24 protein-coding genes and 1 pseudogene are annotated in these 24,108 nt (G+C 40.2%); 16 read left to right on the top strand and 9 right to left on the bottom strand.

Annotated features, from left to right (window positions below):
• The 4 genes from MHH33_RS16010 to MHH33_RS15995 form a co-directional block, all read right to left on the bottom strand.
• Positions 1 to 1,380: a Glu/Leu/Phe/Val dehydrogenase gene (locus MHH33_RS16010; RefSeq protein WP_342542324.1), complete on the bottom strand. Its 1,380-nt coding sequence runs from the start codon at positions 1,378 to 1,380 to the stop codon at positions 1 to 3.
• 242 nt (positions 1,381 to 1,622) lie between these two features.
• Positions 1,623 to 1,883 (bottom strand): hypothetical protein, encoded by a 261-nt coding sequence (locus MHH33_RS16005; protein ID WP_342542323.1) that lies wholly within the window; start codon positions 1,881 to 1,883, stop codon positions 1,623 to 1,625.
• 145 nt (positions 1,884 to 2,028) lie between these two features.
• Entirely contained in the window at positions 2,029 to 2,469 is a 441-nt protein-coding gene (locus MHH33_RS16000; protein ID WP_342542322.1) for a DUF2269 family protein, read from the bottom strand.
• Between the two features lie 3 nt (positions 2,470 to 2,472).
• The gene (locus tag MHH33_RS15995) at positions 2,473 to 2,820 is read right to left on the bottom strand and encodes an ASCH domain-containing protein (RefSeq protein ID WP_016428516.1); all 348 of its coding nucleotides are present in this window, start codon (positions 2,818 to 2,820) and stop codon (positions 2,473 to 2,475) included.
• A gap of 134 nt (positions 2,821 to 2,954) precedes the next feature.
• Between MHH33_RS15995 and MHH33_RS15990 the strand changes: the two genes are divergently transcribed.
• The 3 genes from MHH33_RS15990 (at position 2,955) to MHH33_RS15980 (ending at position 5,230) form a co-directional block, all read left to right on the top strand.
• On the top strand, positions 2,955 to 3,224 hold the full coding sequence (locus MHH33_RS15990) for a hypothetical protein (RefSeq protein WP_342542321.1): 270 nt from the start codon (positions 2,955 to 2,957) through the stop codon (positions 3,222 to 3,224).
• A 388-nt stretch (positions 3,225 to 3,612) separates the two neighbouring features.
• On the top strand, positions 3,613 to 4,155 hold the full coding sequence (locus MHH33_RS15985) for a flavodoxin family protein (RefSeq protein ID WP_342542320.1): 543 nt from the start codon (positions 3,613 to 3,615) through the stop codon (positions 4,153 to 4,155).
• A gap of 244 nt (positions 4,156 to 4,399) precedes the next feature.
• Positions 4,400 to 5,230: a phytoene/squalene synthase family protein gene (locus MHH33_RS15980; RefSeq protein WP_342542319.1), complete on the top strand. Its 831-nt coding sequence runs from the start codon at positions 4,400 to 4,402 to the stop codon at positions 5,228 to 5,230.
• Positions 5,231 to 5,405: 175 nt separating this feature from the next.
• Here MHH33_RS15980 and MHH33_RS15975 read toward each other — a convergent pair whose 3' ends face one another.
• A complete protein-coding gene (locus MHH33_RS15975; protein WP_342542318.1) occupies positions 5,406 to 6,584 on the bottom strand; it encodes an amidohydrolase in 1,179 nt (392 codons plus the stop codon).
• Positions 6,585 to 6,872: 288 nt separating this feature from the next.
• On the opposite strand from MHH33_RS15975, the gene MHH33_RS15970 reads away from it, so the two are divergent.
• Both MHH33_RS15970 and cax read left to right on the top strand, forming a co-directional pair.
• Positions 6,873 to 7,592 (top strand): 3-ketoacyl-ACP reductase, encoded by a 720-nt coding sequence (locus tag MHH33_RS15970; RefSeq protein WP_342542317.1) that lies wholly within the window; start codon positions 6,873 to 6,875, stop codon positions 7,590 to 7,592.
• Between the two features lie 324 nt (positions 7,593 to 7,916).
• Entirely contained in the window at positions 7,917 to 8,975 is a 1,059-nt protein-coding gene (gene cax / locus MHH33_RS15965; RefSeq protein WP_016428510.1) for a calcium/proton exchanger, read from the top strand.
• Between the two features lie 34 nt (positions 8,976 to 9,009).
• On the opposite strand, the gene MHH33_RS15960 is transcribed toward cax, so the two are convergent.
• On the bottom strand, positions 9,010 to 9,285 hold the full coding sequence (locus MHH33_RS15960) for a hypothetical protein (protein WP_016428509.1): 276 nt from the start codon (positions 9,283 to 9,285) through the stop codon (positions 9,010 to 9,012).
• Between the two features lie 108 nt (positions 9,286 to 9,393).
• Between MHH33_RS15960 and MHH33_RS15955 the strand changes: the two genes are divergently transcribed.
• The 8 genes and pseudogenes from MHH33_RS15955 (at position 9,394) to MHH33_RS15920 (ending at position 17,200) form a co-directional block, all read left to right on the top strand.
• On the top strand, positions 9,394 to 10,584 hold the full coding sequence (locus MHH33_RS15955; RefSeq protein ID WP_342542316.1) for an alanine--tRNA ligase-related protein: 1,191 nt from the start codon (positions 9,394 to 9,396) through the stop codon (positions 10,582 to 10,584).
• A pseudogene (locus MHH33_RS15950) lies at positions 10,584 to 10,715 on the top strand (D-ribose ABC transporter substrate-binding protein); the annotation flags it as partial. The gene MHH33_RS15955 and the pseudogene MHH33_RS15950, both read left to right, overlap by 1 nt.
• A gap of 354 nt (positions 10,716 to 11,069) precedes the next feature.
• Complete coding sequence (gene topB, locus MHH33_RS15945; protein ID WP_342542315.1) at positions 11,070 to 13,187, top strand: DNA topoisomerase III; 2,118 nt, start codon at positions 11,070 to 11,072, stop codon at positions 13,185 to 13,187.
• Between the two features lie 12 nt (positions 13,188 to 13,199).
• Positions 13,200 to 13,622: a dual specificity protein phosphatase family protein gene (locus MHH33_RS15940; protein ID WP_016428506.1), complete on the top strand. Its 423-nt coding sequence runs from the start codon at positions 13,200 to 13,202 to the stop codon at positions 13,620 to 13,622.
• A 41-nt stretch (positions 13,623 to 13,663) separates the two neighbouring features.
• Entirely contained in the window at positions 13,664 to 13,915 is a 252-nt protein-coding gene (locus tag MHH33_RS15935) for a hypothetical protein (protein ID WP_342542314.1), read from the top strand.
• A gap of 472 nt (positions 13,916 to 14,387) precedes the next feature.
• Positions 14,388 to 14,813, top strand: a complete 426-nt coding sequence (locus MHH33_RS15930) for a hypothetical protein (protein ID WP_016428505.1) — start codon at positions 14,388 to 14,390, stop codon at positions 14,811 to 14,813.
• A 154-nt stretch (positions 14,814 to 14,967) separates the two neighbouring features.
• Positions 14,968 to 15,756 (top strand): alpha/beta hydrolase, encoded by a 789-nt coding sequence (locus MHH33_RS15925; RefSeq protein ID WP_342543789.1) that lies wholly within the window; start codon positions 14,968 to 14,970, stop codon positions 15,754 to 15,756.
• 142 nt (positions 15,757 to 15,898) lie between these two features.
• Positions 15,899 to 17,200 carry a M48 family metallopeptidase gene (locus MHH33_RS15920; protein ID WP_342542313.1) on the top strand — a complete coding sequence of 434 codons (1,302 nt, stop codon included), beginning with the start codon at positions 15,899 to 15,901 and terminating at the stop codon, positions 17,198 to 17,200.
• A 165-nt stretch (positions 17,201 to 17,365) separates the two neighbouring features.
• On the opposite strand, the gene MHH33_RS15915 is transcribed toward MHH33_RS15920, so the two are convergent.
• A complete protein-coding gene (locus tag MHH33_RS15915) occupies positions 17,366 to 17,806 on the bottom strand; it encodes a transporter (protein ID WP_342542312.1) in 441 nt (146 codons plus the stop codon).
• A 148-nt stretch (positions 17,807 to 17,954) separates the two neighbouring features.
• A complete protein-coding gene (locus MHH33_RS15910; protein ID WP_342542311.1) occupies positions 17,955 to 18,602 on the bottom strand; it encodes a hemolysin III family protein in 648 nt (215 codons plus the stop codon).
• A gap of 142 nt (positions 18,603 to 18,744) precedes the next feature.
• Here MHH33_RS15910 and MHH33_RS15905 point away from each other — a divergent pair, with 142 nt between their 5' ends.
• Together MHH33_RS15905 and recQ are read left to right on the top strand one after the other, a co-directional pair.
• Complete coding sequence (locus tag MHH33_RS15905) at positions 18,745 to 19,350, top strand: DUF1836 domain-containing protein (RefSeq protein ID WP_016428500.1); 606 nt, start codon at positions 18,745 to 18,747, stop codon at positions 19,348 to 19,350.
• Between the two features lie 52 nt (positions 19,351 to 19,402).
• Complete coding sequence (gene recQ / locus MHH33_RS15900) at positions 19,403 to 21,157, top strand: DNA helicase RecQ (protein ID WP_342542310.1); 1,755 nt, start codon at positions 19,403 to 19,405, stop codon at positions 21,155 to 21,157.
• A gap of 385 nt (positions 21,158 to 21,542) precedes the next feature.
• On the opposite strand, the gene MHH33_RS15895 is transcribed toward recQ, so the two are convergent.
• A complete protein-coding gene (locus tag MHH33_RS15895; protein WP_342542309.1) occupies positions 21,543 to 23,042 on the bottom strand; it encodes an MDR family MFS transporter in 1,500 nt (499 codons plus the stop codon).
• Positions 23,043 to 23,162: 120 nt separating this feature from the next.
• Here MHH33_RS15895 and MHH33_RS15890 point away from each other — a divergent pair, with 120 nt between their 5' ends.
• Complete coding sequence (locus MHH33_RS15890; protein ID WP_342543788.1) at positions 23,163 to 23,516, top strand: class I tRNA ligase family protein; 354 nt, start codon at positions 23,163 to 23,165, stop codon at positions 23,514 to 23,516.
• Positions 23,517 to 24,108 lie beyond the last annotated feature (592 nt).

The raw sequence follows: 24,108 nt of genomic DNA, 5'->3' as shown, positions 1-24,108 counted from the left end.
TTAATATAGTTTCCCTTGTTTGTATAAGACAGTCGATAATCGCGTTACCGAGTGAATATAACAATTTTGACGAAGAGGGAAGGGATCGCCAAAATATTGCGGAAGAATAATATCCAACGTGTTCTTCATTTTTTCGAGTAACTGTGAGTGGACTTGCTCTTCTGTATAGAACTGGGTTTCGCGACCTTGAAGCCATTCCAGGTAAGAAACAATTACACCACCTGCATTTGCTAAAATGTCAGGAATGATAACGACTCCTTTTGCGCTTAAATAATCATCTGCTTCTTTAGTGGTGGGAGCGTTTGCGCCTTCGACAATAATACGGGCTTTAATTTCTGTCATATTTTGATCTGTCAACTGATTTTCCAAAGCTGCCAGGAACAACACATCAACGTTCATGGTTAAAATATCTTCGCGTGATTGAATTTCAGCACTTACATTTATTTCTTTCAACTGTTCTGGAGTTTTTGGTAAATCCCCGTGATTGTTTGCGGAAAAGTTCACGAGTGCAGGTATATCCAGCCCATCTGCATTGAATAGAGTTACATTCCGATCGCTTACCGCAACGATTTGGTTCTGGATATGCTCACATCCGAAGGCTTCCAATGCGGATACCGATCCTACGTTTCCGAATCCTTGAACAGCTACCCTTAAAGGTCGATCCACATACTCCACAGCTGTCTTGGCAAAGGGATTTGAAGATGTAGTTAATGTTTCTTGGTTTGTTTTTACGTAGTCATTCAGTAAGTAACGGAAAGTGAAGTAGACGCCTTTACCGGTTGCTTCACGTCGACCTAAAGACCCTCCGTTGATTACACTTTTCCCTGTGAAACTGCCGAGGTAAGGTTGACCAGGATTGATTTTTTTGTATTCAGCCATCATCCAGTCCATTTCACGTTCGCCTGAGCCTACATCCGGTGCCGGAATGTCTTTGTCTGGACCTAAGACGTTATTGAAATAGCGTACATACTTAATGCAAATGCGTTGCAATTCCTGTTCAGAAAATGCTTTGGGATCAATAATGATTCCGCCTTTTCCTCCTCCAAAAGGAACATTATGTAGGGAGTTTTTTAATGTCATTAAAAAAGCTAGATTCACGACTTCCTCTTCATTGACGGACTCATGAAAACGAATCCCACCCTTATATGGTCCCAGTGCATCGTTATGATGGACACGATAGGAAGGAATGCGGATTACTTCCCCTGCTTCCAGGGGAATACGTAAAAATGATTTATGTATCTGGTTCGGTGTTGAAAGGATTGCGCTGAGAGAAGTGAACGCCGTTTTGCGCATGTCTCCTTTTAATTCAGGCAGAAATGATTCATTTTCCAATAATGCATTCAATGATTGCTGAACAATCGTTCTTGTTTGTTCTTCCATTTGTGAAGCACCTCCGAATTTATTCGTCTACTTCTATTGATACCCTTATGAAGTTTGTATAAAACGGTGAAGACCCATCAGCGAACTGATGGGTCTCTTTAATTGATTAAAGCATGAGCATCCAATTTGCGGGCATACTTAAATTGAAAATTTGGTTTGTTGTTTATCTTATATTTACGCTAACCGCAAAGACACTCTGACAGCATTCATAAATAGATAAAAATAAAGAATTTCTCTTTCGCCTAGTGAAGTCGATTCAATTTTTCTTTTTGTGCGCTTAACTGATCCTGAAGTAAACTAACCGGATCTGTTTGCCCTTGGTTTTTCAGTGCATTTTCGACCGCTCGATCAGCACGCTCAATCATTTCGTGGGCTTGGTGGATAAATTGCTCAGAGGGGTTCGTTAAAGCTTGTCCGACCGCCATCGCAGCATTGTCTACGGAATTGTGTAATTGCCCAATGATTGTATCTTCTTTCCAGCTCATTTGTGTATGGTCTTCCATAGAAAGTCCTCCTTATATTTAACCAATAAATATATCCATCCGTCTTACTATGGCAATAATTGCCCAAATTATTCATTAAAAAGGAAGCATATAAAAGAACGAAAAAAACGATGCAGGATGAAAGTTCATCCTGCATCGTTTCAATTCACCACAATGTTGGCTTTATAACCATTAAAGCAAGCATAAGTACCAATAATATAATATAAATCCATGTTGCTTTCCGAAGTTTGGAAATTAAAGAAAAACGATCAGCTTCAACGTCATCAAATCTCTTGAGAATGCTTGAAAATGCACGGGCAAGAAAGAAAATGGAAACCACCATAAGTGCAATAGTCATTACAATCCATGACGTATACCATGACCAAGGTCCAATGATAATGAGTAAAACTCCGGAGCCGACGAGGACATGCCCGGCATGCTTTATGAGTCGAACAACTGAACGAAAAATGGAGATGTGTGATTGATCAAGCTGGCGATCACTTTCTTGCATTTTCCGTAGAACAACAAACAACACAAACAAGGGACCTACTGACAAAACTGCACTTAAAACATGGATGAAGACGATGTAAATGGAAAAATCATTCATAGGTTAAGCTTTTACCGGGGAAAATTCATGAACCCATACAGTCATTGTAGGTAACCAAGGCATGCCAGGGTGGTATGACAAAATCGATTGTTTGTAGTCTTCGACCGATTGAAAACCTTCTTGACGTGCGTGTTCTTCGTTTAAGTCACCAAGTGCTTGGATGTACACATTGTTGATGATGAAGGACTGACCGTTTAATTCCATAATCTCACCAATATCGGCATAACGACCGTTACGACGTGTTGCAGTTTTTACACCTTGCAGTACTTTTTCAATATCAGATTCCATCGTAATTAGACGTTCGATTGAACATGTTTTAGGTGGTAAATTCGTTTGCTCAGGATTTGTCATTTTAGATTCCGCCTTTTTTCATAATTTAGTTTAAATTCTTTATTGGGTATCTTGTCCAGTAAGTAACCCTTTTCTCAGTGTACACGTTTAACGGAGTTTGGACTACGAGTTACAGTAAATAAGGAGGTTTCGATATGATTGAAAACACAAATGAAACAGTGTTGGCCATACGCACGGTGAATCAATTGCCTGAAGTAGACATTCATAGTTTAGTGGGTGTTGAGGGGTATAGAATAGATGCAGGAGTATTGTGCGTCCATTCAAAAGCGAAAGAAGACTATTATTCCTTAATTTTTGATCCGACCGTTTTACCCACAGGTATCGAATGTTCTGATGATGAAATAATGCCATTCCGCAAAGATGCCTTTGCAGTTTCCTATGAAAGACGTATAAAAGGCGAGTGAGGGAAAAGTTATGCACGGATAAAAGGGTATCTGTCCACACTTTGTGCATAGATTGGGATAATGAAGGGTTATCCACATGTGGATAAAGAAGAACTTATTATCTGTATCTGTTTCGGCATCGCTGCGCTAGCTTCGAAACTTGAAAGAGCTTTGCAACGCTGAGCTGCTTCGTCGGAATGAGGCAGATTCCTTCTTTTTGTAAAGGCTATGTCAAAACAGCGGAAAACGCAGCTGTTTTGCGGAATATAACCAGCAAGATTTAATATAGCTTTTGTGAAAAATCAACAGTAACAGTTAACAGAGCTTGTTTCGTTATTTTTACAAGGATTGTGGCATACACTATTAATTGCCTTCATAATTTAATCAACATAAAGGAGAATAGACCGTTATGAGCATTGCTGTGATATACGGTAGTACCCGACAGAATGGAAATACAGAGTATTTAACCAAGTTTGCAATCGACGGACTTGAAGTTGAACAAATTTATTTGCGTGATTATAAAATTGAACCAATTGACGACCGCCGCCATTCTGAAAGTGGCTTTTCGGATGTGAATGATGATTACAACGGGTTAGTGGAGCGGATGATGAAACATGAGACCTTCATATTTGCGACACCGATTTATTGGTACAGTATGACTGGGACCATGAAAAACTTTATTGATAGATGGTCTCATACTATGCGGGATGAGAAGTTCCCTGGATTCAAAGACCAGTTAGGAACGAAAAAAGCTTATGTCATTGCTGTAGGTGGCGACACCCCTCATGTAAAAGGCCTTCCTCTAATTCAACAATTCAATTATATATTTCAGTTTATGGGAATGTCTTTCGAAGGGTATGTTCTCGGAAAAGCAAGTCGTCCCGGTGATATTTCAGAAGATTTTCGTGCAATCTCCGCGGCCACAGAGCTCAATCGGAAATTAAAAAAATAATACGGAATGTATACAAAGAGAGAGTGCTGTGTATCAATGGATTACTGGGATTTTAAATGTCCTATTAAGCCAAAAGATATATGGCACTTTTTAGGTTGGCCATCGGTCTTTATTACTAGTTTCTTGAATTTTCTATCTTCGTTGCGTACGAAACCTAATTTTTATTGTATGATAAGAGGATTAAAACCTTTTGAAATGGTCATAACATAGAAATACATAAGGATCGGAACGGGAGGAATCGAGTATGAGTGAGGCAGTCTTACTGCAACGGGAAGCGATGGATGTGTTAAAACAAACAAGTCGTACATTTTTCATTCCCATTAACTTTTTGGAACCTACGTTAAGAAAAACGGTGGCGTCTGCGTATTTATGTATGCGAGCGATTGATGAAATCGAAGATCATCCATCCATGAAGGCCGAAACCAAACGTCAATTACTAACGTCGATCAGCGAAATTATGAAAACAACATTTGATTCTGAAAAATACCGAACACTTATACGTCCTTATCAAAACTTGCTTCCTATTGTGACGCAACGCCTCGGTGACTGGATTTTATTGTGTCCGCCAGATGTGGTGGAAAAGGTAAAAGAGTCGACTGCTATTATGGCGGAAGGTATGGCCAAATGGGTGGACAAGGACTGGCGTATCAAAACCAAAGAAGATCTTGACGATTACACGTATTATGTAGCAGGACTTGTGGGATGCATGCTGTCCGATTTGTGGAAATGGCATGATAATACAGAAACCGACCGGGAAAAAGCAATTGCTTTTGGACGAGGGTTGCAAGCTGTAAACATTCTGCGTAATCAAGATGAAGACTGGGAACGTGGAGTACGTTTCTTACCTGATGGGTGGGAGCGTGAGGATTTATTTTTATATGCAAAGCAAAACTTGGCAATGGGAAGCGATTATGTGAAAGATATTAACAATCGTGGCATTACGATGTTTTGTAAAGTGCCGCTGGCTTTGGCGAACAGTACGTTAAAAGCGATGAAAATCGGCCGAGAAAAAATTTCTCGAAAAGAAGTCGAATCGATTGTTACTGAACTGGAAAGCCAACATTACATCAAGTAAGAAGTGCCAGAAACCAATGGTGGGAAGATTTTAATGTCCCTTGTACCTATTGGAATCTGGCACTTTGTTTAGTTATCTCGCTTGTGCTGATTTACCGAGCTGAGTAAGACAAAGTTGTTTAGAATAGAAAAACGAGCGGTGCCTGGCCAAGGAGTTGGCTAGATACCGCTCGTATTTATTGTTGTGCTTTTAAATAGATGGCAGCGAATAGCTTGGCAGTCATCAACATGGCTTTTTCGTCAAAATCAAACTGTTCATGGTGGTGGGGAAATACGCACGATTCGTCTTGTAATTTTGCACCCACGAAGAAATAGGCTCCCGGCACAACTTGTGTGTAGTAACTGAAATCTTCTACAGGCATGACTGGCATTGTTTCAATGACTGCATCTGCTCCGTAAAGTTCATAACCTGCCTGTCGGACTGTATCCATCGCTTCGGCATGGTTCCATAATGCGTCGTAGCCATTTTCAATGGTGACAATTGCTTTTGCGCCAAGGCCCATTGCCACATTTTCAGCGATTTCGCGCACTCGACAGCTGGCCAATTTGCGCAGCTCCGGATCGAATACCCGAATGGTCCCTTCGAGCACTGCTTCACTTGGAATGACATTGTCGGCATCGCCGGCATGAAATTTCCCTATCGAAACGACTAGTTCCTTTAAAGGATCTGTATTTCGACTGACGATGGTTTGCAAGGCCACCATGATATGGCTCGCTGCCAATATGGGATCGACGCCGTTATGCGGTTCAGCTCCATGTGTTCCGAATCCACGCACCACTATTTTAATAGTATCTTCAGAGGCTTGAAGAAAACCATTCCGTACATATACATAACCGCTTTCCATTTTGCTTTGCAAGTGGGCACCGTAAACGTAGTCAACCCCTTCAAGACAACCGTCTTCAATCATGGCACGCGCTCCACCTGGGGATAATTCTTCTCCGAATTGGTGGATGAGCACGATATTGCCTGGCATATCCTCTTTCACTTCCATCATGGCTTTCGCAAATCCAAGCAAAGCGGAAGTGTGCCCGTCATGTCCGCATGCATGCATCACTCCGGGAACGGTCGATTTATAAGGGACTTCTTTCATATCTTGAATGGGCAATGCATCAAAGTCCGCTCGGAAGGCAATGGTCTTTCCTGGCTTACCGCCTCTGATTGTACCGACGACACCTCGTCCGCCTACCCCGCGTTTCACTTCTACACCCATTGACTCTAACTGAGCAGCGATGAATGCTGGTGTCTCCACTTCCTGGTGGGACAGTTCAGGATGCATATGTAGATGACGACGAACAGCGACCATTTCATCGAAGGCTTGTTCCAATTTATGTAGCAAAAGTTTTTCCATTGTCATTCCTCCAAGCGTGTAATGTAGATTATAAATTATTGTAACAAATCGCCAGTTGTGTGCATAATAAATTTTCAATTTGAATGTTTATGCAACCAGGTGAAATGGGTGATCTACGGACGAGACAGTTTGCTTTTATCTCACCAATCGATTGGTTAAAATAATTTAGTGCGTTGAAAGACGGGACAATAGCTTTCGCGATTCCACCACACGTACATTGCTTGTCTAGAAGACGAATTACTTCTCATATGGGAAGTGGATTTTTATACACACGATGAATAGGAGGAAATCATATTGGCTACATCTCTACAAGGTAAGAATGCCATAATTACAGGTGCAGGACGCGGAATTGGCCGTGCCATTGCGCTAGCTTTAGCTAAAGAGGGAGTGAATGTTGGGCTCCTTGCTCGATCTGAAGATCATTTGCTACAAGTTGTAAAAGAAGTGGAAGGAACAGGTGTGAAAGCAGTTTTCGCAACCGCTGACGTTTCTTCAAATGACGAAGTGACACGTGCAATTGAGTCATTGACGAATCAACTGGGTACAGTCGATATATTGATTAATAATGCAGGCATTGCGAAATTCGGTAAATTTATGGACCTTGAAATTGCGGAATGGGAAAAAATCATTCAAGTGAATTTGATGGGTGTTTATTATGTTACTCGTGCTGTTTTGCCGGGAATGATCGAGCAACAAGCGGGAGACATTATCAATATTTCTTCTTCTGCGGGACAAAAGGGTGCACCGATTACAAGTGCATATAGTGCTTCGAAATTTGGGGTTCTTGGGATCACTGAATCACTCGCAATGGAAGTACGTAAGCACAATATCCGTGTCACCGCGTTGACGCCAAGTACAGTAGCTACAGATTTAGCAATCGACAATGATTTGACTGATGGCAATCCGGATAAAGTGATGCAACCAGAAGATATTGCAGAATTTATCGTTGCCCAATTAAAATTAAACAAGCGAATCTTTATAAAAGAAGCGGGACTGTGGTCAACCAATCCATAGAATCTCTAAAATGATGTCAAGGGATGGGCGAATTTCGCCATCCGCTCGGCATTTTTTATTGCAATTAACGTTTATAGCTCTTTTTACAAAAAGAGACCTCAATTTGATAATGATATTTGCTTAATTGGAAAAGTGAAAAATGGGTATCCTTTTATTACAGAATCTGAGAAATCATTTTTGATTCAGATTTAATCTATGAAATCACTTTAGCCCAAAGTTGCCCGCCCATTAAATTTTTTCAAAACGTGTAGAATCTCCTGTTGATTGGGTATGGATAAAGGAATATCATATAATTTAGAATTTCTTTTATTGGAGAGTGAATGTATGAATCGGATTTTTACTATTCTTGTACTGGTCGGGGTACCATTAACATTTGTGGCATCATTATTGCATTGGTCGAGTATTGCCATGTTTATTATTTGTTCGGTGACTGTTATCGCGATATCTAGCTTTATGGGACGAGCGACTGAAAGTTTGGCAGTGGTCAGTGGGCCTCGAATTGGTGGGTTACTGAATGCCACGTTTGGGAATGCGGTAGAGTTGATTATTTCTATCTTTGCCCTACAAGCTGGTTTAATTGGCGTCGTTTTGGCTTCTTTGACTGGTTCGGTACTCGGGAACTTATTGTTAGTTGGAGGACTTTCCTTCTTCATGGGTGGACTGAAATTTAAACGCCAGAAATTTAGCATCCATGATGCCCGTCATAATTCTGGATTACTCGTTTTCGCAGTTATTGTGGCGTTCGTTATTCCGGAAATTTTTTCTATGTCCATGAATGAATCGAAAACGTTGCAGTTAAGCGTCGGGATTTCAATTATCATGATTGTTCTGTATTTAGCGGGACTGGTTTTCAAATTGGTCACACATCGAGGTGTATATGCACACACTGAGGGTGATGGAACAACTGAAGAACATGAAGAACCTGAATGGTCGAAGAAAAAAGCTTTGACCATCTTGCTGCTATCGACACTGGCTGTTGCTTATGTGTCTGAAAATCTAGTTCATACTTTTGAAGCGGTAGGAGAGCAATTTGGATGGTCCGAACTATTCATTGGGGTAATCATCGTTGCGATTGTTGGGAATGCAGCTGAGCACTCGTCTGCTATCTTAATGGCCCTGAAAAACAAAATGGACGTTGCCGTGGAAATTGCCATTGGTTCTACGTTGCAAATTGCTATGTTCGTAGCTCCTGTGCTCGTCATTATTTCTTTATTTATGCCTACTGCAATGCCGCTAGTTTTTACCATGCCGGAGCTCGTTGCCATGGCTACGGCAGTTCTCTTAACGATCAGCGTTTCCAACGACGGGGAGTCCAATTGGTTTGAAGGACTCACATTGCTTGCCGCTTATCTTATTATGGGCATTGGTTTTTATTTATTGTAATATCCAAATAACCGAACGAAAAAAGCTTTTGACTTTAATCAGTCAAAAGCTTTTTTTGCACCATCATTTCCACAGGGGTATTAATTTCACAAATCGATTTGAATTGCTGAACCGTATTGCGGGTAATGGATTGAAGAATATCCACTTCCAGATAGGATGTTCGTTTTGCATTTTTCCCCATCCACATTGTAGAATCAAAAAAACTAGCTACAATAATCCCTTGATACCTATTTAAACTATTCGCATGAGATAAAGGAAGTGGAAAATCAGTTTTATGTCCAGGTTCAGATTGGTATATATCTGTTTTCATTCCATGGCTCCTCTATGCTAATTGATGGTACATTATTTTATATACCCATTTTTCAAGGTGATAAGTCATATGCATCAAAATCTGCAACATAAAAGGAGAATATTTAAATTGAAACATAAATTATTTTACCAAGATGCTTACTGCCAAAAAGGAAAATCAATTGTAGTGAGTCAGATGAAAGACGAATCCGATAGATGGTATGTCACGTTAGAAGAAACACTCTTTTATCCAACTGGTGGAGGACAGCCCCACGACACAGGTGCCATAAATGAAGTTGAAGTCATTGATGTGGAGGAAGTAGACGGTGAAATCCGACATTACATATCAGAACCATTGCTCGAAGTGGGGGACGCGGTTGATTTTGAAATTGATTGGAACCGTCGATTTGATTTCATGCAACAGCATACGGGACAACATATATTGACAGCTGCCTTTGTTGAATTGTTTGGCATACAAACGACCAGTTTTCATTTAGGGAAAGAACTGGTTACGATTGATTTGGATGTGAAGAATGTATCAGACGAGCAATTGCTGGAAGTGGAGAAACGCGCAAATCAAATCATATTAGATAACCGGCCAATCGAAACGAAGTGGGTCACAAAAGACGAATTGTCAGATTACCCACTTCGAAAGCAAGTAACAGTTGAAGAAGACATTCGTTTGGTGATTATTGCAGATTTCGATTACAACGGTTGCGGAGGAATACATCCATCATCCACTGCTCAAATCGGTTCGCTAAAGATTCTTGATACTGAAATGCAAAAAGGAAAAGTACGAGTGCATTTTGTTTGTGGAGGACGAGTGCTGAATCAACTTCACCGTAAGCAAAAGACTTTGCAAGAAGTGACACACCTGTTGAGCGCATCTGAAGAAGGGTTGTCACAGACAGTAAAAGTACTGCTCGAGAATGGGAAGAGGAATGAGAAACTGATCGATGAATCTCGTGAGCAATTACTGAGCTATGAAGTGAAGGAGTTACTTGCGGATAATGTCAGCAACGATTTCATTGAACGTATTTTTAAACAACGTCCGATTCAGGATTTGCAAAAACTGGCTCGTCTTCTTGTAGTTGAAGTACCTGCCTTTCGGGTCATCTTTATTGCGGAAAATGAAGGTTTGCTACAGGTCGTTCTTGCCCGCGGACTTGAGAACGATACAAATATGAAGCAATTGTCTGCACAGATTTTGCCGATTATCAACGGTAAGGGTGGCGGCTCAGAAAGCTTTGCTCAAGGTGGAGGGACGACCGAGCTTACTGGACAAGAATACTTGTCGCAAATTCATCAATACCTCATATAAGTGTTGCTCAAAAACCGGATCTAATAGGAGTGACACCACTTGAAACAGCTATTGCTCACTTAAAAGGTGAAGAAGTTGAAGAATCCATTCCAGTTGAATTGGAACTGGTAAAAAATAAGCTTGCTGGTTAGTGCCAGGTGCCGACATGTGGAGAGGGGCAGTAAATTTCCCGTGACATATAAGGTACCTGGCTTCTTTTGTATGTGTTTCTCCAAGTTGACTTGCTGATGAGACGTGTTTGATTGATAAATGTGTTAGTTTGAGCGATAAAACTCGATTTTAAGCGATAAATCTCCAGTTTGATCGTCCAATCTGAGCGATAAATCTTTACAACTATGTAACTACCATCTCTGTGTCGAGTTAACTTGTTTAATGAGACGATTAATGCAAGGCAAACAATGAGACTAGTCATTGAAAAGTAGAATGTGCGTTCGGTAGATGCTATACTTTTTTTACATAAGGCTAAAAAGAAAGGTGGGGGTTTTGTGAAACCGGTTATTGTTGCAGAAAAGCCGAGTCAGGCGAAGGCATATGCAGATGCTTTCAAAGTGAAGAAGCAGGAAGGCTTTTTTGATGTACAACCATGCGAGGCTTTCCCGCAAGGCGCCTATATTACATGGGGAATCGGGCATCTGGTCGAACTGCGCGATCCAAAGTCCCATAATCCTAAATGGACGAAGTGGTCTCTTCAGACATTACCTATTTTGCCTGATGAATTTCAATTTCAAATTGCTAAAGGCAAGGCAAAACAGTTTGGAATCATTAAGAAATTGATTTATGAAACTGATACGGTAATCAATGCATGTGATGTTGATCGTGAGGGGTCCAATATTTTTTATAGTATCTTTGATTACACGCGTGCCCGCAACAAGACAATTAAACGCTTATGGATTAATTCTCTGGAAGTGGATGAAGTACGTAAAGGATTTATGCAGTTGCAGGACAACCGCAAGGATTTGCTTATGTATGAAGAAGCGAAGGCGCGTCAAATGAGTGATTGGCTTGTTGGGATGAATGGTTCTCGTCTTTACACGTTGCTCATTCAACAAAAAGGAATTCGTGAAGTGTTTTCTATAGGACGAGTCCAATCACCTACAGTTTACCTGATTTACCAACGCGCCCTTGAAATTGAACGATTTGTTCCTGAATCCTTTTTTGAATTGGAAGGAATGTTCAAAGCTGAACATGGTTCTTATAAAGGAAAAGCGAAAGGCAAAATGAAGCGCATTGAAGAAGCTCAACATTTATTAAACAAACATCGAATAGACGGCTTGCTTCCAGGCACTGTGAAGCAACTGAAAACGGAAGATAAAAAGATTCTTCCCCCTAAACTTCATGCATTGTCCACCATTCAGGCAACAGCCAATCGCAAATGGAAATATAGTCCTGCAAGAGTGCTATCGACGATGCAGAGTCTGTACGAAAAGAAACTTGTCAGCTATCCGAGAACAGACACTCAGCACATTACACCAAATGAATTCTCGTATCTTGTTAATCAGGTTGAAGCTTACCAACAGCTTATTCAGTATCCTTTCCAAGTTGCTTCAAGGAATCCAAGTAAACGGTATGTCGACAGTTCAAAAGTGCAGGAACACTATGCAATTATTCCAACGAAAAAAATTCCGAGCGACAAACAATTGGCTGGTTTGTCTCGTGAGGAACAAAATTTGTATGAAGAAGTGTTAAGAACCACACTCGCGATGTTCCATTCAGATTACTTATACAAAGAAACAACGATGACAACGGATGTAAATGGACTGGACTTTTTCTCGAGCGGCAAAACGGAAATCGATAAAGGTTGGAAAGCATTGTTTTCGAATGAAAAAGAACCGACTTCAGCAAAAGAGCCCAATTTACCGAGGCTTTCACTGCACGAACAAGTGAAAAGTAAAGTGGCAATTAAAGAAGGTCAAACTACGCCGCCAAAGCCATACACAGAAGGCCAGCTCATTGCTATGATGAAAACCTGTGGGAAGTTTGTGGAAGATGCTGTGGATACTGAAATTCTTAAAGAAGTGGAAGGGCTCGGAACGGAAGCAACGCGGAGCGGAATAATTGAAACGATTAAACGACATGGGTATATTGAAGTTAAGCGAAATATCGTTTCCATTACTGAAAAAGGACGTGTCCTTTGCGAAGCGATTGAAGGAAATTTACTTGCAAGTCCTGTCATGACCGCAAAATGGGAAGCCTATTTAAAGAAAATCGGAACGGGTAATGGCTCATCCGAATTGTTTTTAGGCAGTATAGCTAAATACTTGAATCAATTGATTCATGATGTGCCGACGCAGCTGAGCGATAAGACTTTTCACATGACGACGGAAACGTTTGTCAGTAGAAAAGAAGTTGCGACTTGCCCGACCTGTAAAAAAGGAACTATTATTTCAAGGAAGAATTTTTATGGTTGCTCTAGCTATAAAGAGGGGTGTAAACAAACGTTTCCGGCCATGTTCCTAAAGAAACGGTTGTCCGTCAAACACATTGAAGATTTATGTGTGAAAGGGAAAACAGACCTAATTAAAGGGTTTGTTTCAAAAACGGGCAAAAACTTCAATGCCAAGCTGACGTTCACTAATGGTCAATTAAAACTGGATTTTAACTAGGAGGATGACACAATGAACGAAAAAAATTATCAAGCGTTAATCGACGATCGTATATTTATTGGTGGGGTTAACGACGTACCACACGCGATTGAAGACGAAAAAATCGACGTGGTATACGATTTGCGTGCGGAAGTTGCGGCTTCATCAAGTGAAATCAGCAAACATCAGCCAATTGTGGATGATGGGGAATTCCAAGATGAATCGATTCGGACTGGTGTCAAACAAATTGTTCAGGATTACCAAGATGGCAAGAAAATCTTCTTCCATTGCAATACCGGTCGCGGTAGAGCAGGAACTATGGCTGTGGCTACGTTGATGGAACTCCGTTTAGCTGATTCAATTGAAGAAGCTGAAGCGAAAGTGAAAATGATTCGTTCTGAAGTGAACGTAAAACCTCAATTCAAAGAGGCTTTAACTCGTATTTATGGAAAATAAATAAAATTGTCATTCCAAAGCAACCTTGAGGAGGATCAAGGTTGCTTTTTTTTATCTATATGAAGAAAGCTGTGGATACTGAAGAACGTACGAAAGGGTACAAGGAAATTGGTTTTCGTCCACTCATTGTGAGTTATTGTCCATTTAACTTTGATTTTCTTCCATTCATTGTGAGTTTTAGTCCGTTCAACTATGCTTTTTGTCCACTCACCTACCGTATTTGTTCATTCGCCTGGAGAAAGACACGATTCCTCTGGAGTAAGACATCAGTTCCAATGAAAGAAAGCTGTTGATATTGAAAAAAACGAAAGGTTACATTTGCTCCTAGCATATCGCAGGAAAGAATAGGGTCAAAGGTAGTTTGACCCTATTCTTTGCGACGAGTAACCGCAGGAGCAACACTTTCGAAGCTTGAGACCTACAAGTATGTAGTTTTCATACTTGTTGGCTCATTCAGATAACGCTAATGACACGATAAGCAACAACTTCTTTTTTTGATGTAATGAAGAAAATTAATTGGAATAGTATGAGCCACTTTTAAGCAAACTAAGCAGGAGAAATCAAATAATCTCATTTGATAACAGTTAAAACTAAAATTATTATTATTTGTTCAAGTAGCGGAGTAATATCATGAACAGCAACGATTAATGGGTGAGAAATGTTGTCGTGACATGCATTCTATAGTGGTTTGAAGCCATGAAGAGGTGAAATTTCATCCATAAAGGTGTATACTTATTATAAGAGAACTTTTAGAAGAGGTGAAGAATGGATAATAATCAAATTCCAAGTGCTGTTAACAAGGACTTTTTGACAAATGAATTAGGGTTAGTACAACATTTAAATACAACCATTTTTAAGAAACGTGACTTTTTTGTATTGTCACCGTCTGTTCAAAATAAGTCTAATGGATTTGATTTAAGAGAAGTTAGTCTAAACAAATACAACCGTGTTGCCCATAATGGGTATTTGTTAATTCGTTACAAAGAACGTTTCTTGATTGCTAAGCTTGCCAATTTCAGAAAGAAAATGATGCGTGAAGAACTGAAAGCTACGAGTACTTCAAAAACGGCTCATTGGAAATTTATTGTAAAGGAAACACCGACATTGCACGTGGTCTGCCAGACTGACAGTGATGAGACATTTCCTTTACAAGAACCGTCAAGCAACCAATTGATTAAATTCTTCCAATAAATGATCGAAAGCATGCGTACACTCAGTGCGCATGCTTTTTTTGTGTTTAAAATGTATCTTCTATCTTATTTTTGTTTTTTATCCGATTTCCTCGCTTAAAAGTTTAAATAATGGGTATAAGTGTATGACAAACATGAAAACGGGAGTTGTTAAGATGGGGCATCATCAAATTGAATTATCAAATCTGACATTGGCATACCAAGACAGTGGTGAAGGTGAAGCAATTGTCCTCCTGCATGGTTTTTGTGGAAGTCATAAATACTGGGACAAGGTGATTCCGGCATTATCCGAAACGAATCGAGTGATTGTGCCCGATTTACCGGGTCACGGAGACTCCACTTTTCCTAAAGGGAACTACGGAATGGAATACATGGCAGATACGTTAGTAGAACTACTGGATCAATTGGAGTTGGAGAAAGTAACATTGTTTGGTCATTCTTTGGGTGGTTACATAACATTGGCATTCGCAGAAAAATATGAAGAACGACTGAATGGTCTCTCGTTGATTCATTCTACTGCGCATCCAGATTCTGAGGAAGCGAAAGAAGGTCGCGATGCATCCATTGAGAAAGTGAAATCGGAAGGAATCCCTGCTTTAATTGAGGGGTTAATTCCTAAATTATTTGCGCCTGAAAACTTGGAGACGCATGCAGAAGATGTAGAAAAAGCAAAAGAAATTGGGAAGGAAACAACTGAAGAAGGCGCAATCGGAATGTTAACAGCAATGAAAAATCGACCAGACCGAAATCATGTCATCAAAAACAGCAAGTTACCTGCGCTACTGATTGCTGGGGAGAAGGATCAAGTCATCCCTCCCGAAAAAACTTTTTCTGTTCATAAAGAAACCATTTCCCAAGCTTTGATTAAAGGTGCCGGACACATGAGCATGATGGAAAAACCGGATTTATTACTATCCGAAATTCAAGATTTCTTAAAATCTTAAGTACCCCAAAACGCAATTGACCATCGATTTGGTCTTTTGCGTTTTTTGTTTTTATTTTTCAAAAATTATTCTATTGACCACTTCTGTATTATCCGTTAAATTCAGTATTGCATGTAAATTTTATACAAGAGGGGACGGCAAAATGAGAACACCAAATGTAACATCAGAGAGAGAAACGATATATTTCGTATTGAGTATTATATTCAGTATATTTATTTATATCATTGCGGCCATTTCAATTATCGGAATCGGCATAGCGCTGGGTTTATTAGCCATCGTGCTTTATGCAAATATGATTATGCTTGGATCAATCCGAGGGAATGGAATTCGTATTAATCAAAACCAATTCCCGGATGTTTACGAACGGGTAGTGGTTTTATCGCAAGAAATGGGCCTGAAACGTGTACCCGATGTATTTATTGTTCAGTCTGAAGGAGCATTAAACGCATTTGCAACACGCTTTTTAGGTCGTGATATGGTTGTTATTTATTCAGAAGTTTTCGAACTTGCAAGACAGGGGGGAGCAGCTGAGCTTGATTTCATCATTGCCCATGAACTTGCTCATATTAAACGACGCCATGTATGGAAAAACTTCCTACTGCTTCCTGCAACTTTCATTCCTTTCTTATCACAAGCTTACAGTCGTTCATGCGAATATACATGTGACCGCGAAGCGGCTTTCTATACTCAAAATGGAATTGCTGCAAAACGGGCATTAACGATTCTTGGAGCTGGCAAGGATTTGTATCAAGAAGTGAACGAATCAGCTTATTTAGAGCAAATCAAGAGTGAGTCCAATGTTGCTGTGTGGTTAAGTGAAGTCTTATCTAGTCATCCTCGCTTACCAAAACGCATCCAAGCTGTCGGACAGTTTATGCGTGTAGAGGGAACACCCTCTTATGAACCGAAACAAGGGAAAATAGTGTTGGGTGCCAGTTTATTATTTGGTGGGATGTTTGGAGTCTATCTGCTGATTGTGTTCTTATTCTCAGCAGGGGGATTGGTCTATTCAAGCTTCATTCCATCTCTTCTTTCAGAGGATACATTCGACTTGTCAGAGGAAGACTATTATCCTACCGAAGGAGAAACACCTCTTATGACTGCGGCATACGATGGGGATATTGAAGAAGTAAATGCCTTAATTGATGAAGGTGTCGACCTGGAAGAAACAGATGCTGAGGGATATACTGCTCTTGCATACGCAGGTTTTTTACAGAATAACGACGTCGCACAAGTTCTCTTGGAGGCGGGAGCAGATCCGAATGCTCTAAATGACTATTCGACTGTTTTGATGGATGCTTTATACAACGAGAATTATGAACTTGCATTAATGCTCTATGAGTACGGAGCAGATCCCGAACTTGAAGATTCTTCAGGGGAATCAGCCTTTTCATATCTTGAAGTCGATAATGAAGAAGATTTTTTAAGAGTAATTAAACAATAGAATATTAATAAAATGCTCTGTTAAACTATCCTGTTGTTTATCTTCACTAGCCGCATGTACGCATGAGCCAACATTCTTTAACATAGCTAAATAAAAAAGAGGACGCGATAAAGTCATGGTTAATGACTTTTAAGCGTCCTCTTCATTTTTGCACAGAAAAAAGATCTAGAAACACTGGAAAGATGAGATTCTGTCTAAATCTGTTCCGTAATAAGTCCATCTACGGCCATTCCAACGCCAACCTGCAACAGATTGTCTACCAACGAATGTTGGGAAAAACCAGAAAGAACGACCATTTCGTAGCCATATAAACGTAAACCGGAACAAACAGCCCCTAATCGCACCGGGATCTACTGCAAAAGCCGAAACTCCACCTCGAGCACCAGCAGCTTGCTGAGGAACGAAAGATGGTGGTGGACCAGACGGCGGGCCGCCTGAAGGTTGTTGGCCTCCTCCTTGACCAGGGAATCCAGGACCTTGCCCGGGGAAACCACCTTGACCTGGGAATCCTCCTTGTCCAGGGAAGCCTGGTGGGAATCCAGGGCCACGTCCAGGGAAGTTTGGCGAGTCATCACCAGGTAAAAATGGGGGAAATTGATTAACCAAAATGAGTACCTCCTTTAAACTGTATTCGAGTTAGTATATGGCTTTGTCAAAGAAGCGTTTGGGTTCTACTCATTCGCAAGTTGTAAAAACACAAAAGTGCCAGACAAAGGTTTCTGAGAAAACCGGTGCCTGGCACTTAGTTACTTTTCTATAAAACGTACATATATACACTTAAAAAGTGACAAAGGGTTCCAAGTAAAATGAAGATGTGGAAAATTTCATGAAAACCGAGGTATTTGGATTGCAGGAAACCGGGCTTGGCACCGTAGATGATGCCTCCTATTGTGTACATGATTCCACCAACAACGAGCAACCAAAGTCCCTTCGCACTTAAAGTTGCCGCAAGTGGTGAGGCAAGAAAAACAATAATCCAACCCATTCCAATATAAAGCGCAGTGGAAAGCCATCGCGGACAGTTGAACCACACCATTTTAAACAGAATACCTGCGATCGCTAAACCAGTAACGACAGAAAATAAAACAAATCCATTCTTGCCGTTTAGAGCAATTAAGCAGAAAGGAGCGTACGATCCTGCAATCAACAAAAAAATCATGGAGTGATCAAGTCTTCTGAAAAAAGCAATGACATTGTCCTTCGCAAGTACCATATGATAAGTGGCGGATGCTGTATACAATAAAACCATGCTGATGCCAAATATGATAACGGCGACAATATGAAGAACAGGCACATCACTTATAGATGCTTTGACAGTCATAGCAATTAACGCAATGACAGATAATACCGCACCGACTAAATGAGATAAACTATTAAAAGGTTCTCGAATATAAGCGTGCATTTAAATGCCCCCAATTCAATATGTAGTTATTAATACTATGTTTAACGATATAACTATATCACCATCTAGTCAATATTTACGCTTGGTCTTTTTTAAGTTACACTGAAACTACTAAATGCCAATGAAAACCGAGGGATACAAGATGGAAAACACACAAGAATTATTGAGGAAACTTTCTTTAGAGAAGAACATTTCACTTCAGGAAATGCCCGATATCGATTTATATATGGATCAAGTCATTCAATTATTTGATCACACTTTTAAAAGTACAAAGCGCAATGAAGAAGAAAAAGTTTTGACCAAAACTATGATCAACAACTATGCGAAAGCGAAGCTGTTCATTCCTATAAAAAATAAAAAATATTCGAAGAAGCATCTCATCTTGATCAGTTTGGTCTATCAATTAAAAGGTGCTCTATCAATCAATGACATTAAGTCAACGCTGGACGGTCTTAATTCCAAACTGACAAATGAAGACTTTGAGTTAGAAAAATTCTATAATAGCTATCTTGCTATTCAGAGTGGGAATGCCTCGGATTTCGAGTCGGAATTCCAAAAAAGAGCAATAGATGTCCACAAAGAAGTGGCCCAAATGAAAGACAGCGAAGCGGAAAAATTGGAGAAAATTCTTCTGATCACCTCACTGGTTAACATCAGTAACTCGTACCGTAGAGCAGCGGAGCTGTTAATTGATGAATTAAAAGAGGAATCACAAAGGGTCACGGGCGATGTACTACCAAAAAAATGAAGAACTTGAATATCATTAACTTTCAATCTGTAACAGATAAGGAGTGACACATGTGTTAGAACAAGCAACAAAATACTTACAAACCTTTTTTGGATATGAGTCATTCCGAACCGGACAGGAACAAGTAATTACACAAGTACTAAATGGCGACAATTCAATATGCGTGATGCCGACTGGTGGCGGGAAATCTATCTGCTATCAAATACCGGCACTAGTTTTAGAAGGTACTACGATTGTTGTTTCTCCATTGATTTCATTAATGAAAGACCAGGTGGATACCTTACTGGAAGCGGGCATTCATGCGGCATATATCAATAGTTCATTGAGTCATGAAGAAGTGCGTGAAGTACTGTATGATGTGCAACGCGGAGCTGTCAAACTTTTATATATTGCCCCAGAAAGATTGGACTCCCAGTCCTTTTTGAATGAACTTCGGGATATTCCAGTACCATTGATAGCTGTTGACGAAGCACATTGTATTTCTCAATGGGGACATGATTTCCGTCCAAGTTACCGATTAATCAGTCGAATGACCGAGCTTTTCCCGAATAAACCGACAGTCCTTGCATTAACTGCCACTGCCACACCACAAGTGCGCGAAGACATTTGCCGAATTCTGAATATCACGGAAGAAAACACTGTAATGACCGGTTTTGAACGATCAAATTTAACATTCTCTGTTATTCGTGGACAAGACCGTGAAAAATTTGTCAAAGATTATTTAATGAAAAATGAAAACGAATCAGGCATTATTTATGCAGCTACTCGAAAAACAGTCAATCATATTCACGACATGCTGCAAAAACGAGGAATTAGCGTGGCAAAATATCACGGCGGTATGTTCGATGAGGACCGCACCTATGAGCAGGAACGTTTCCTTAAAGATGAAGTCCAGGTGATGGTGGCGACAAATGCCTTTGGAATGGGTATCGACAAATCAAATATTCGCTATGTTATCCATTATCAACTGCCGAAAAATATGGAGAGTTATTACCAGGAGGCAGGACGTGCAGGTCGTGATGGATTGCCGAGTGCGTGTGTTGTACTCTATGCCTCACAGGATGTTCAGACCCAACGATTCCTGATTGATCAAGCACAAGACCCAAGTCGTATACCCGGCGAACTCATCAAGTTGCAGGGAATGGTTGACTACTGTCATACAGAAAATTGTCTGCAGCAATTCATCATTCACTATTTTGGTGACGCCGATGCAGGCGTTTGCGGCCAATGTAGCAATTGCACCGATCAACGAGAAAGTCAGGACGTTACACAAGATGTCCAAATGGTCCTTTCATGCGTCATTCGAATGGGACAGAAATTCGGAAAAATGCTGACAGCCCAAGTACTGACGGGATCCAGAAACAAAAAGGTAATTGAATTTGGATTTGACAGACTGACAACGTACGGTATATTAAAGCACTACAGTGCGAAAGATGTAGCGAACTTGATGGAGTTCATGATTTCACAGGACTTACTCGCAGTCGAACATGGATCATTTCCAACAATATATGTTACCGAGAAAAGTAAAGAAGTACTGAAAGGAAATCAAAAAGTCCTTCGCAAAGGGGCGATTGTTACCCAACAAGTTACTGACAATGATCCGTTATTTGAAGAACTGCGCATCGTGAGAAAGCGATTGGCTGACGAATCAAATGTTCCGCCATTTGTCATCTTCTCGGATAAAACATTGAAAGACATGTGTGCCAAACGTCCGAAAACCGAGGAAGAGTTTCTTGAAGTCAGTGGTGTAGGTGCCAATAAACTTGAGAAATATGGAGTGGCATTTTTGAATGCCATCAATCAATGAGACCTAGGATTTTAGATCATTTCAGATTTTTCGTCTACTCTTTTTCATAACTGCACTAGCTTTTATGGGAATCCTCTTTGCTGATATGGATAATCTTCAGCGATATGTTCATTTCGATGACATGAAGATGGAAAGCGCCATCATTCGTACCATCATTAGTTGGATGCATTTGTGGTTTGCTTTCCGGTTATTTAACAGGTTCAAGGACACTCCCACGTGGTTGAAAATAGTACTGGCAGTACCGTCTTTTTTACTGGCAATATTTTGTGCTGGATTTCTCCTCAGTCTATTTGTCGATGTTGAGGGGTAATACACAAAAACAGGGCTTTTTCCGTCATCATCATTCATGACGGAGGAAAAGCCCTTTAATTATTGTCGTCTTCAGTTACTTTTCTTTTGAAACTTCCAGCTTCTCATTCCCCATGAAATATACAGCAACGATTGCAATGGCAATCGGGATGAGTGACCAAAGGAAAGTAGCCGAGATGGAATTCGACATGGCATTGATAATGACATCCAAAATGTTTGATGGAATCATCTGTCGTTGTTCGGGTTGGAATACGGTCTGTAAATTGTCAATTGTCTGCGATGCATCTTGACCAGAACCCCCAAGCTTGTCTTGTATTTCATTAGTCATCAATTTCGTCTGCAATGACCCGAATATGGTAATACCCAGCGCCAAACCCAATGACCGGAAAAATGAATTTGTCGAGTTGGCAGAACCGCGATGGCGATAATCCATCTTATGCATACTCGCCGAAGGCAGTAATGAAAATGAAAACCCTACGCCCATCCCAACCAATACCATATACAAAGTAAGTAAAATACGGCTTGTTTCAGGAGAAATTGTCGACATGAATGCCATTCCAATTGCGTAGAAAACTACGGATATAGCCATTATTTTCTGATAGGAAATTTTGGTTTGTGCAATCCCTGCGAATGCACTTCCGGCAACAGATCCAAGTAACATCGGCATCAGAATAATACCGGCATTCGTCGCGGAACCCCCATACACGGCTTGAACAAAAATAGGTATGAAAATCGTCAATCCGACAAATGTCGCACCAAAAATAAATGCGAGTACTTGTGAAGAAGCGAACAGACGGTTTTTGAACATCCAAAACGAAATGATTGGTTCGGATGCTTTCGTTTCTGCCCATAAGAAGACAATCAAAAACACAATGAAAATCCCGAATAATGTGTAGCTTTGCCATGAACTCCAGGCAAATTCTTTGCCGGCGAGCTCTAGTCCAAACATTAGGCTGACAACAGCTGTTATCAAGGTGATGGCGCCAAGCCAATCAATCTTAAGTTTTGCATTTTGCTTCGTTTCTTTGTAGAATTTCAGAATCAGAAATAGAGATACAATTCCGATTGGCACATTCACATAAAACACCCAGTGCCAGCTGATTGTGTCGGTAATAAAGGCTCCAAGTAACGGACCGAGAACACTGGAAGCACCGAATACAGCTCCCAATAATCCAGTCATTTTTCCGCGTTTTTCGGGAGGGAAGATATCAAAGACAATCGTAAAAGCAATCGGCATCAATGCGCCACCACCGATTCCTTGAATAGCCCTGTATACAGCCAATTGAGGGACAGATTGTGCGATTCCACATAAAGCAGAACCAATCAGGAAAATTGCCAGTCCAAAGACGAAGAACCGTTTGCGACCATACATATCGGATAATTTCCCGAAAATTGGCATCCCTGCCAAGACGGCTACAGCATATGCTGATGTAATCCACACGTAGCTCTCGACTCCACCTAAGTCTGCCAATATCGATCCAAGTGCAGTGGCAACAATCGTATTGTCCATCGCAGCCATCAAAATCGCTAAAAGCAAGCCTGATACGACCAGGCGTAAATTTCTTTGTTCTATCATGTTAATTGCTCCTCTTATGTAAAAAATATGAAAAATCTGTGATGGGAAAAGTATAACAATAGTGTCACTAAAAAAGAAACTTTCACTAATAAAACGAAATACGATGAAGTCGGGCTACTCATTGAAAACGGACGTATTAAACAAGCGATTGAAGTCATCTTTGAAACAATCCGCTTTGGAAATAAATACTTCGACGCCCAGCAACCGTGGAAAACCATTCATGAAAAACGGGAAGCCTGTCAAAACGTACTGCTTACTTGTGTGCATATCATTTCTAACTGCACCCAACTGTTAGCGCCATTTCTGCCGTTTTCCAGTGAAAAAGTTAATGAAATGTTACAATTGGCTCCATTTTCATGGCAGCCAATTGAAAAAGTAGCTTATCAAGTTTTCCAAGTAAGTCCTTTATTTGAACGAATTGATGTAAATCTGATCGAAGAAGAGTTAGAGAAGCTTAGATTAAACGCGAAATGAGTAAAAGAGATGGTGAATTCCACAATGGAATCACCATCTCTTTTAAATTGTACAATAATCCCACTGTAAATCATTCAATTACCTATTTGAGTACATACTTTGTGACATAGAGAGTAGAATTCTTCCAAAGTATCAAGTGTATTTCATGAACATTTAATAATTGTTAATAACCGTACCCTCCATATCCCGGGTAATAAGGATAGTAAGGATAATAAGGATAAAATGGATAATACGGATAAAACGGATAGTACGGATAAAACGGATACCTAGGGAATCTTCGGGGTCTTGGGAAACTTGGGAAACGTTGTCGCGAACGTGGACTTTCATCTCTTCCGAATGGCATAACCATTTAACTACACTCCTCATTATAAAATCTTTCTAATTTATGCAAGTTTGAAATGAATGTTTAGGTTATGGAACTCTCAAATTTGATTGTTCAAGTAATTCATTGACTTTTAATATGGAATTAATTGTTTCATCCAGATGAGACACTTGTGTGTATGATGATTTTTATGGATTTTGTGATAAATTTGATCATAGACAAAAAGCCAAACATATTCGGAAGTTTTCCGTTTAGGTTTGGCTTTTTGTC

Origin of the sequence: Paenisporosarcina sp. FSL H8-0542, from assembly GCF_038632915.1 — a bacterium.
Lineage (GTDB): Bacteria > Bacillota > Bacilli > Bacillales_A > Planococcaceae > Paenisporosarcina.
This window is presented reverse-complemented; position numbering and strand designations above follow the sequence as displayed.

What these genes read in the sequence shown, in the direction of transcription:
- MHH33_RS15930 (WP_016428505.1), top strand. Translation starts at nt 14,388, where the DNA reads ATGGATAATAATCAAATTCCAAGTGCTGTTAACAAGGACTTTTTGACA.
- MHH33_RS15985 (WP_342542320.1), top strand. Translation starts at nt 3,613, where the DNA reads ATGAGCATTGCTGTGATATACGGTAGTACCCGACAGAATGGAAATACA.
- MHH33_RS15980 (WP_342542319.1), top strand. Translation starts at nt 4,400, where the DNA reads ATGAGTGAGGCAGTCTTACTGCAACGGGAAGCGATGGATGTGTTAAAA.
- MHH33_RS16000 (WP_342542322.1), bottom strand. Translation starts at nt 2,469, where the DNA reads ATGAATGATTTTTCCATTTACATCGTCTTCATCCATGTTTTAAGTGCA.
- MHH33_RS15975 (WP_342542318.1), bottom strand. Translation starts at nt 6,584, where the DNA reads ATGACAATGGAAAAACTTTTGCTACATAAATTGGAACAAGCCTTCGAT.
- MHH33_RS15920 (WP_342542313.1), top strand. Translation starts at nt 15,899, where the DNA reads ATGAGAACACCAAATGTAACATCAGAGAGAGAAACGATATATTTCGTA.
- MHH33_RS15925 (WP_342543789.1), top strand. Translation starts at nt 14,968, where the DNA reads ATGGGGCATCATCAAATTGAATTATCAAATCTGACATTGGCATACCAA.
- MHH33_RS16005 (WP_342542323.1), bottom strand. Translation starts at nt 1,883, where the DNA reads ATGGAAGACCATACACAAATGAGCTGGAAAGAAGATACAATCATTGGG.
- MHH33_RS15895 (WP_342542309.1), bottom strand. Translation starts at nt 23,042, where the DNA reads ATGATAGAACAAAGAAATTTACGCCTGGTCGTATCAGGCTTGCTTTTA.
- MHH33_RS16010 (WP_342542324.1), bottom strand. Translation starts at nt 1,380, where the DNA reads ATGGAAGAACAAACAAGAACGATTGTTCAGCAATCATTGAATGCATTA.
- MHH33_RS15940 (WP_016428506.1), top strand. Translation starts at nt 13,200, where the DNA reads ATGAACGAAAAAAATTATCAAGCGTTAATCGACGATCGTATATTTATT.
- MHH33_RS15990 (WP_342542321.1), top strand. Translation starts at nt 2,955, where the DNA reads ATGATTGAAAACACAAATGAAACAGTGTTGGCCATACGCACGGTGAAT.
- MHH33_RS15905 (WP_016428500.1), top strand. Translation starts at nt 18,745, where the DNA reads ATGGAAAACACACAAGAATTATTGAGGAAACTTTCTTTAGAGAAGAAC.
- cax (WP_016428510.1), top strand. Translation starts at nt 7,917, where the DNA reads ATGAATCGGATTTTTACTATTCTTGTACTGGTCGGGGTACCATTAACA.
- MHH33_RS15910 (WP_342542311.1), bottom strand. Translation starts at nt 18,602, where the DNA reads ATGCACGCTTATATTCGAGAACCTTTTAATAGTTTATCTCATTTAGTC.
- MHH33_RS15960 (WP_016428509.1), bottom strand. Translation starts at nt 9,285, where the DNA reads ATGAAAACAGATATATACCAATCTGAACCTGGACATAAAACTGATTTT.
- MHH33_RS15995 (WP_016428516.1), bottom strand. Translation starts at nt 2,820, where the DNA reads ATGACAAATCCTGAGCAAACGAATTTACCACCTAAAACATGTTCAATC.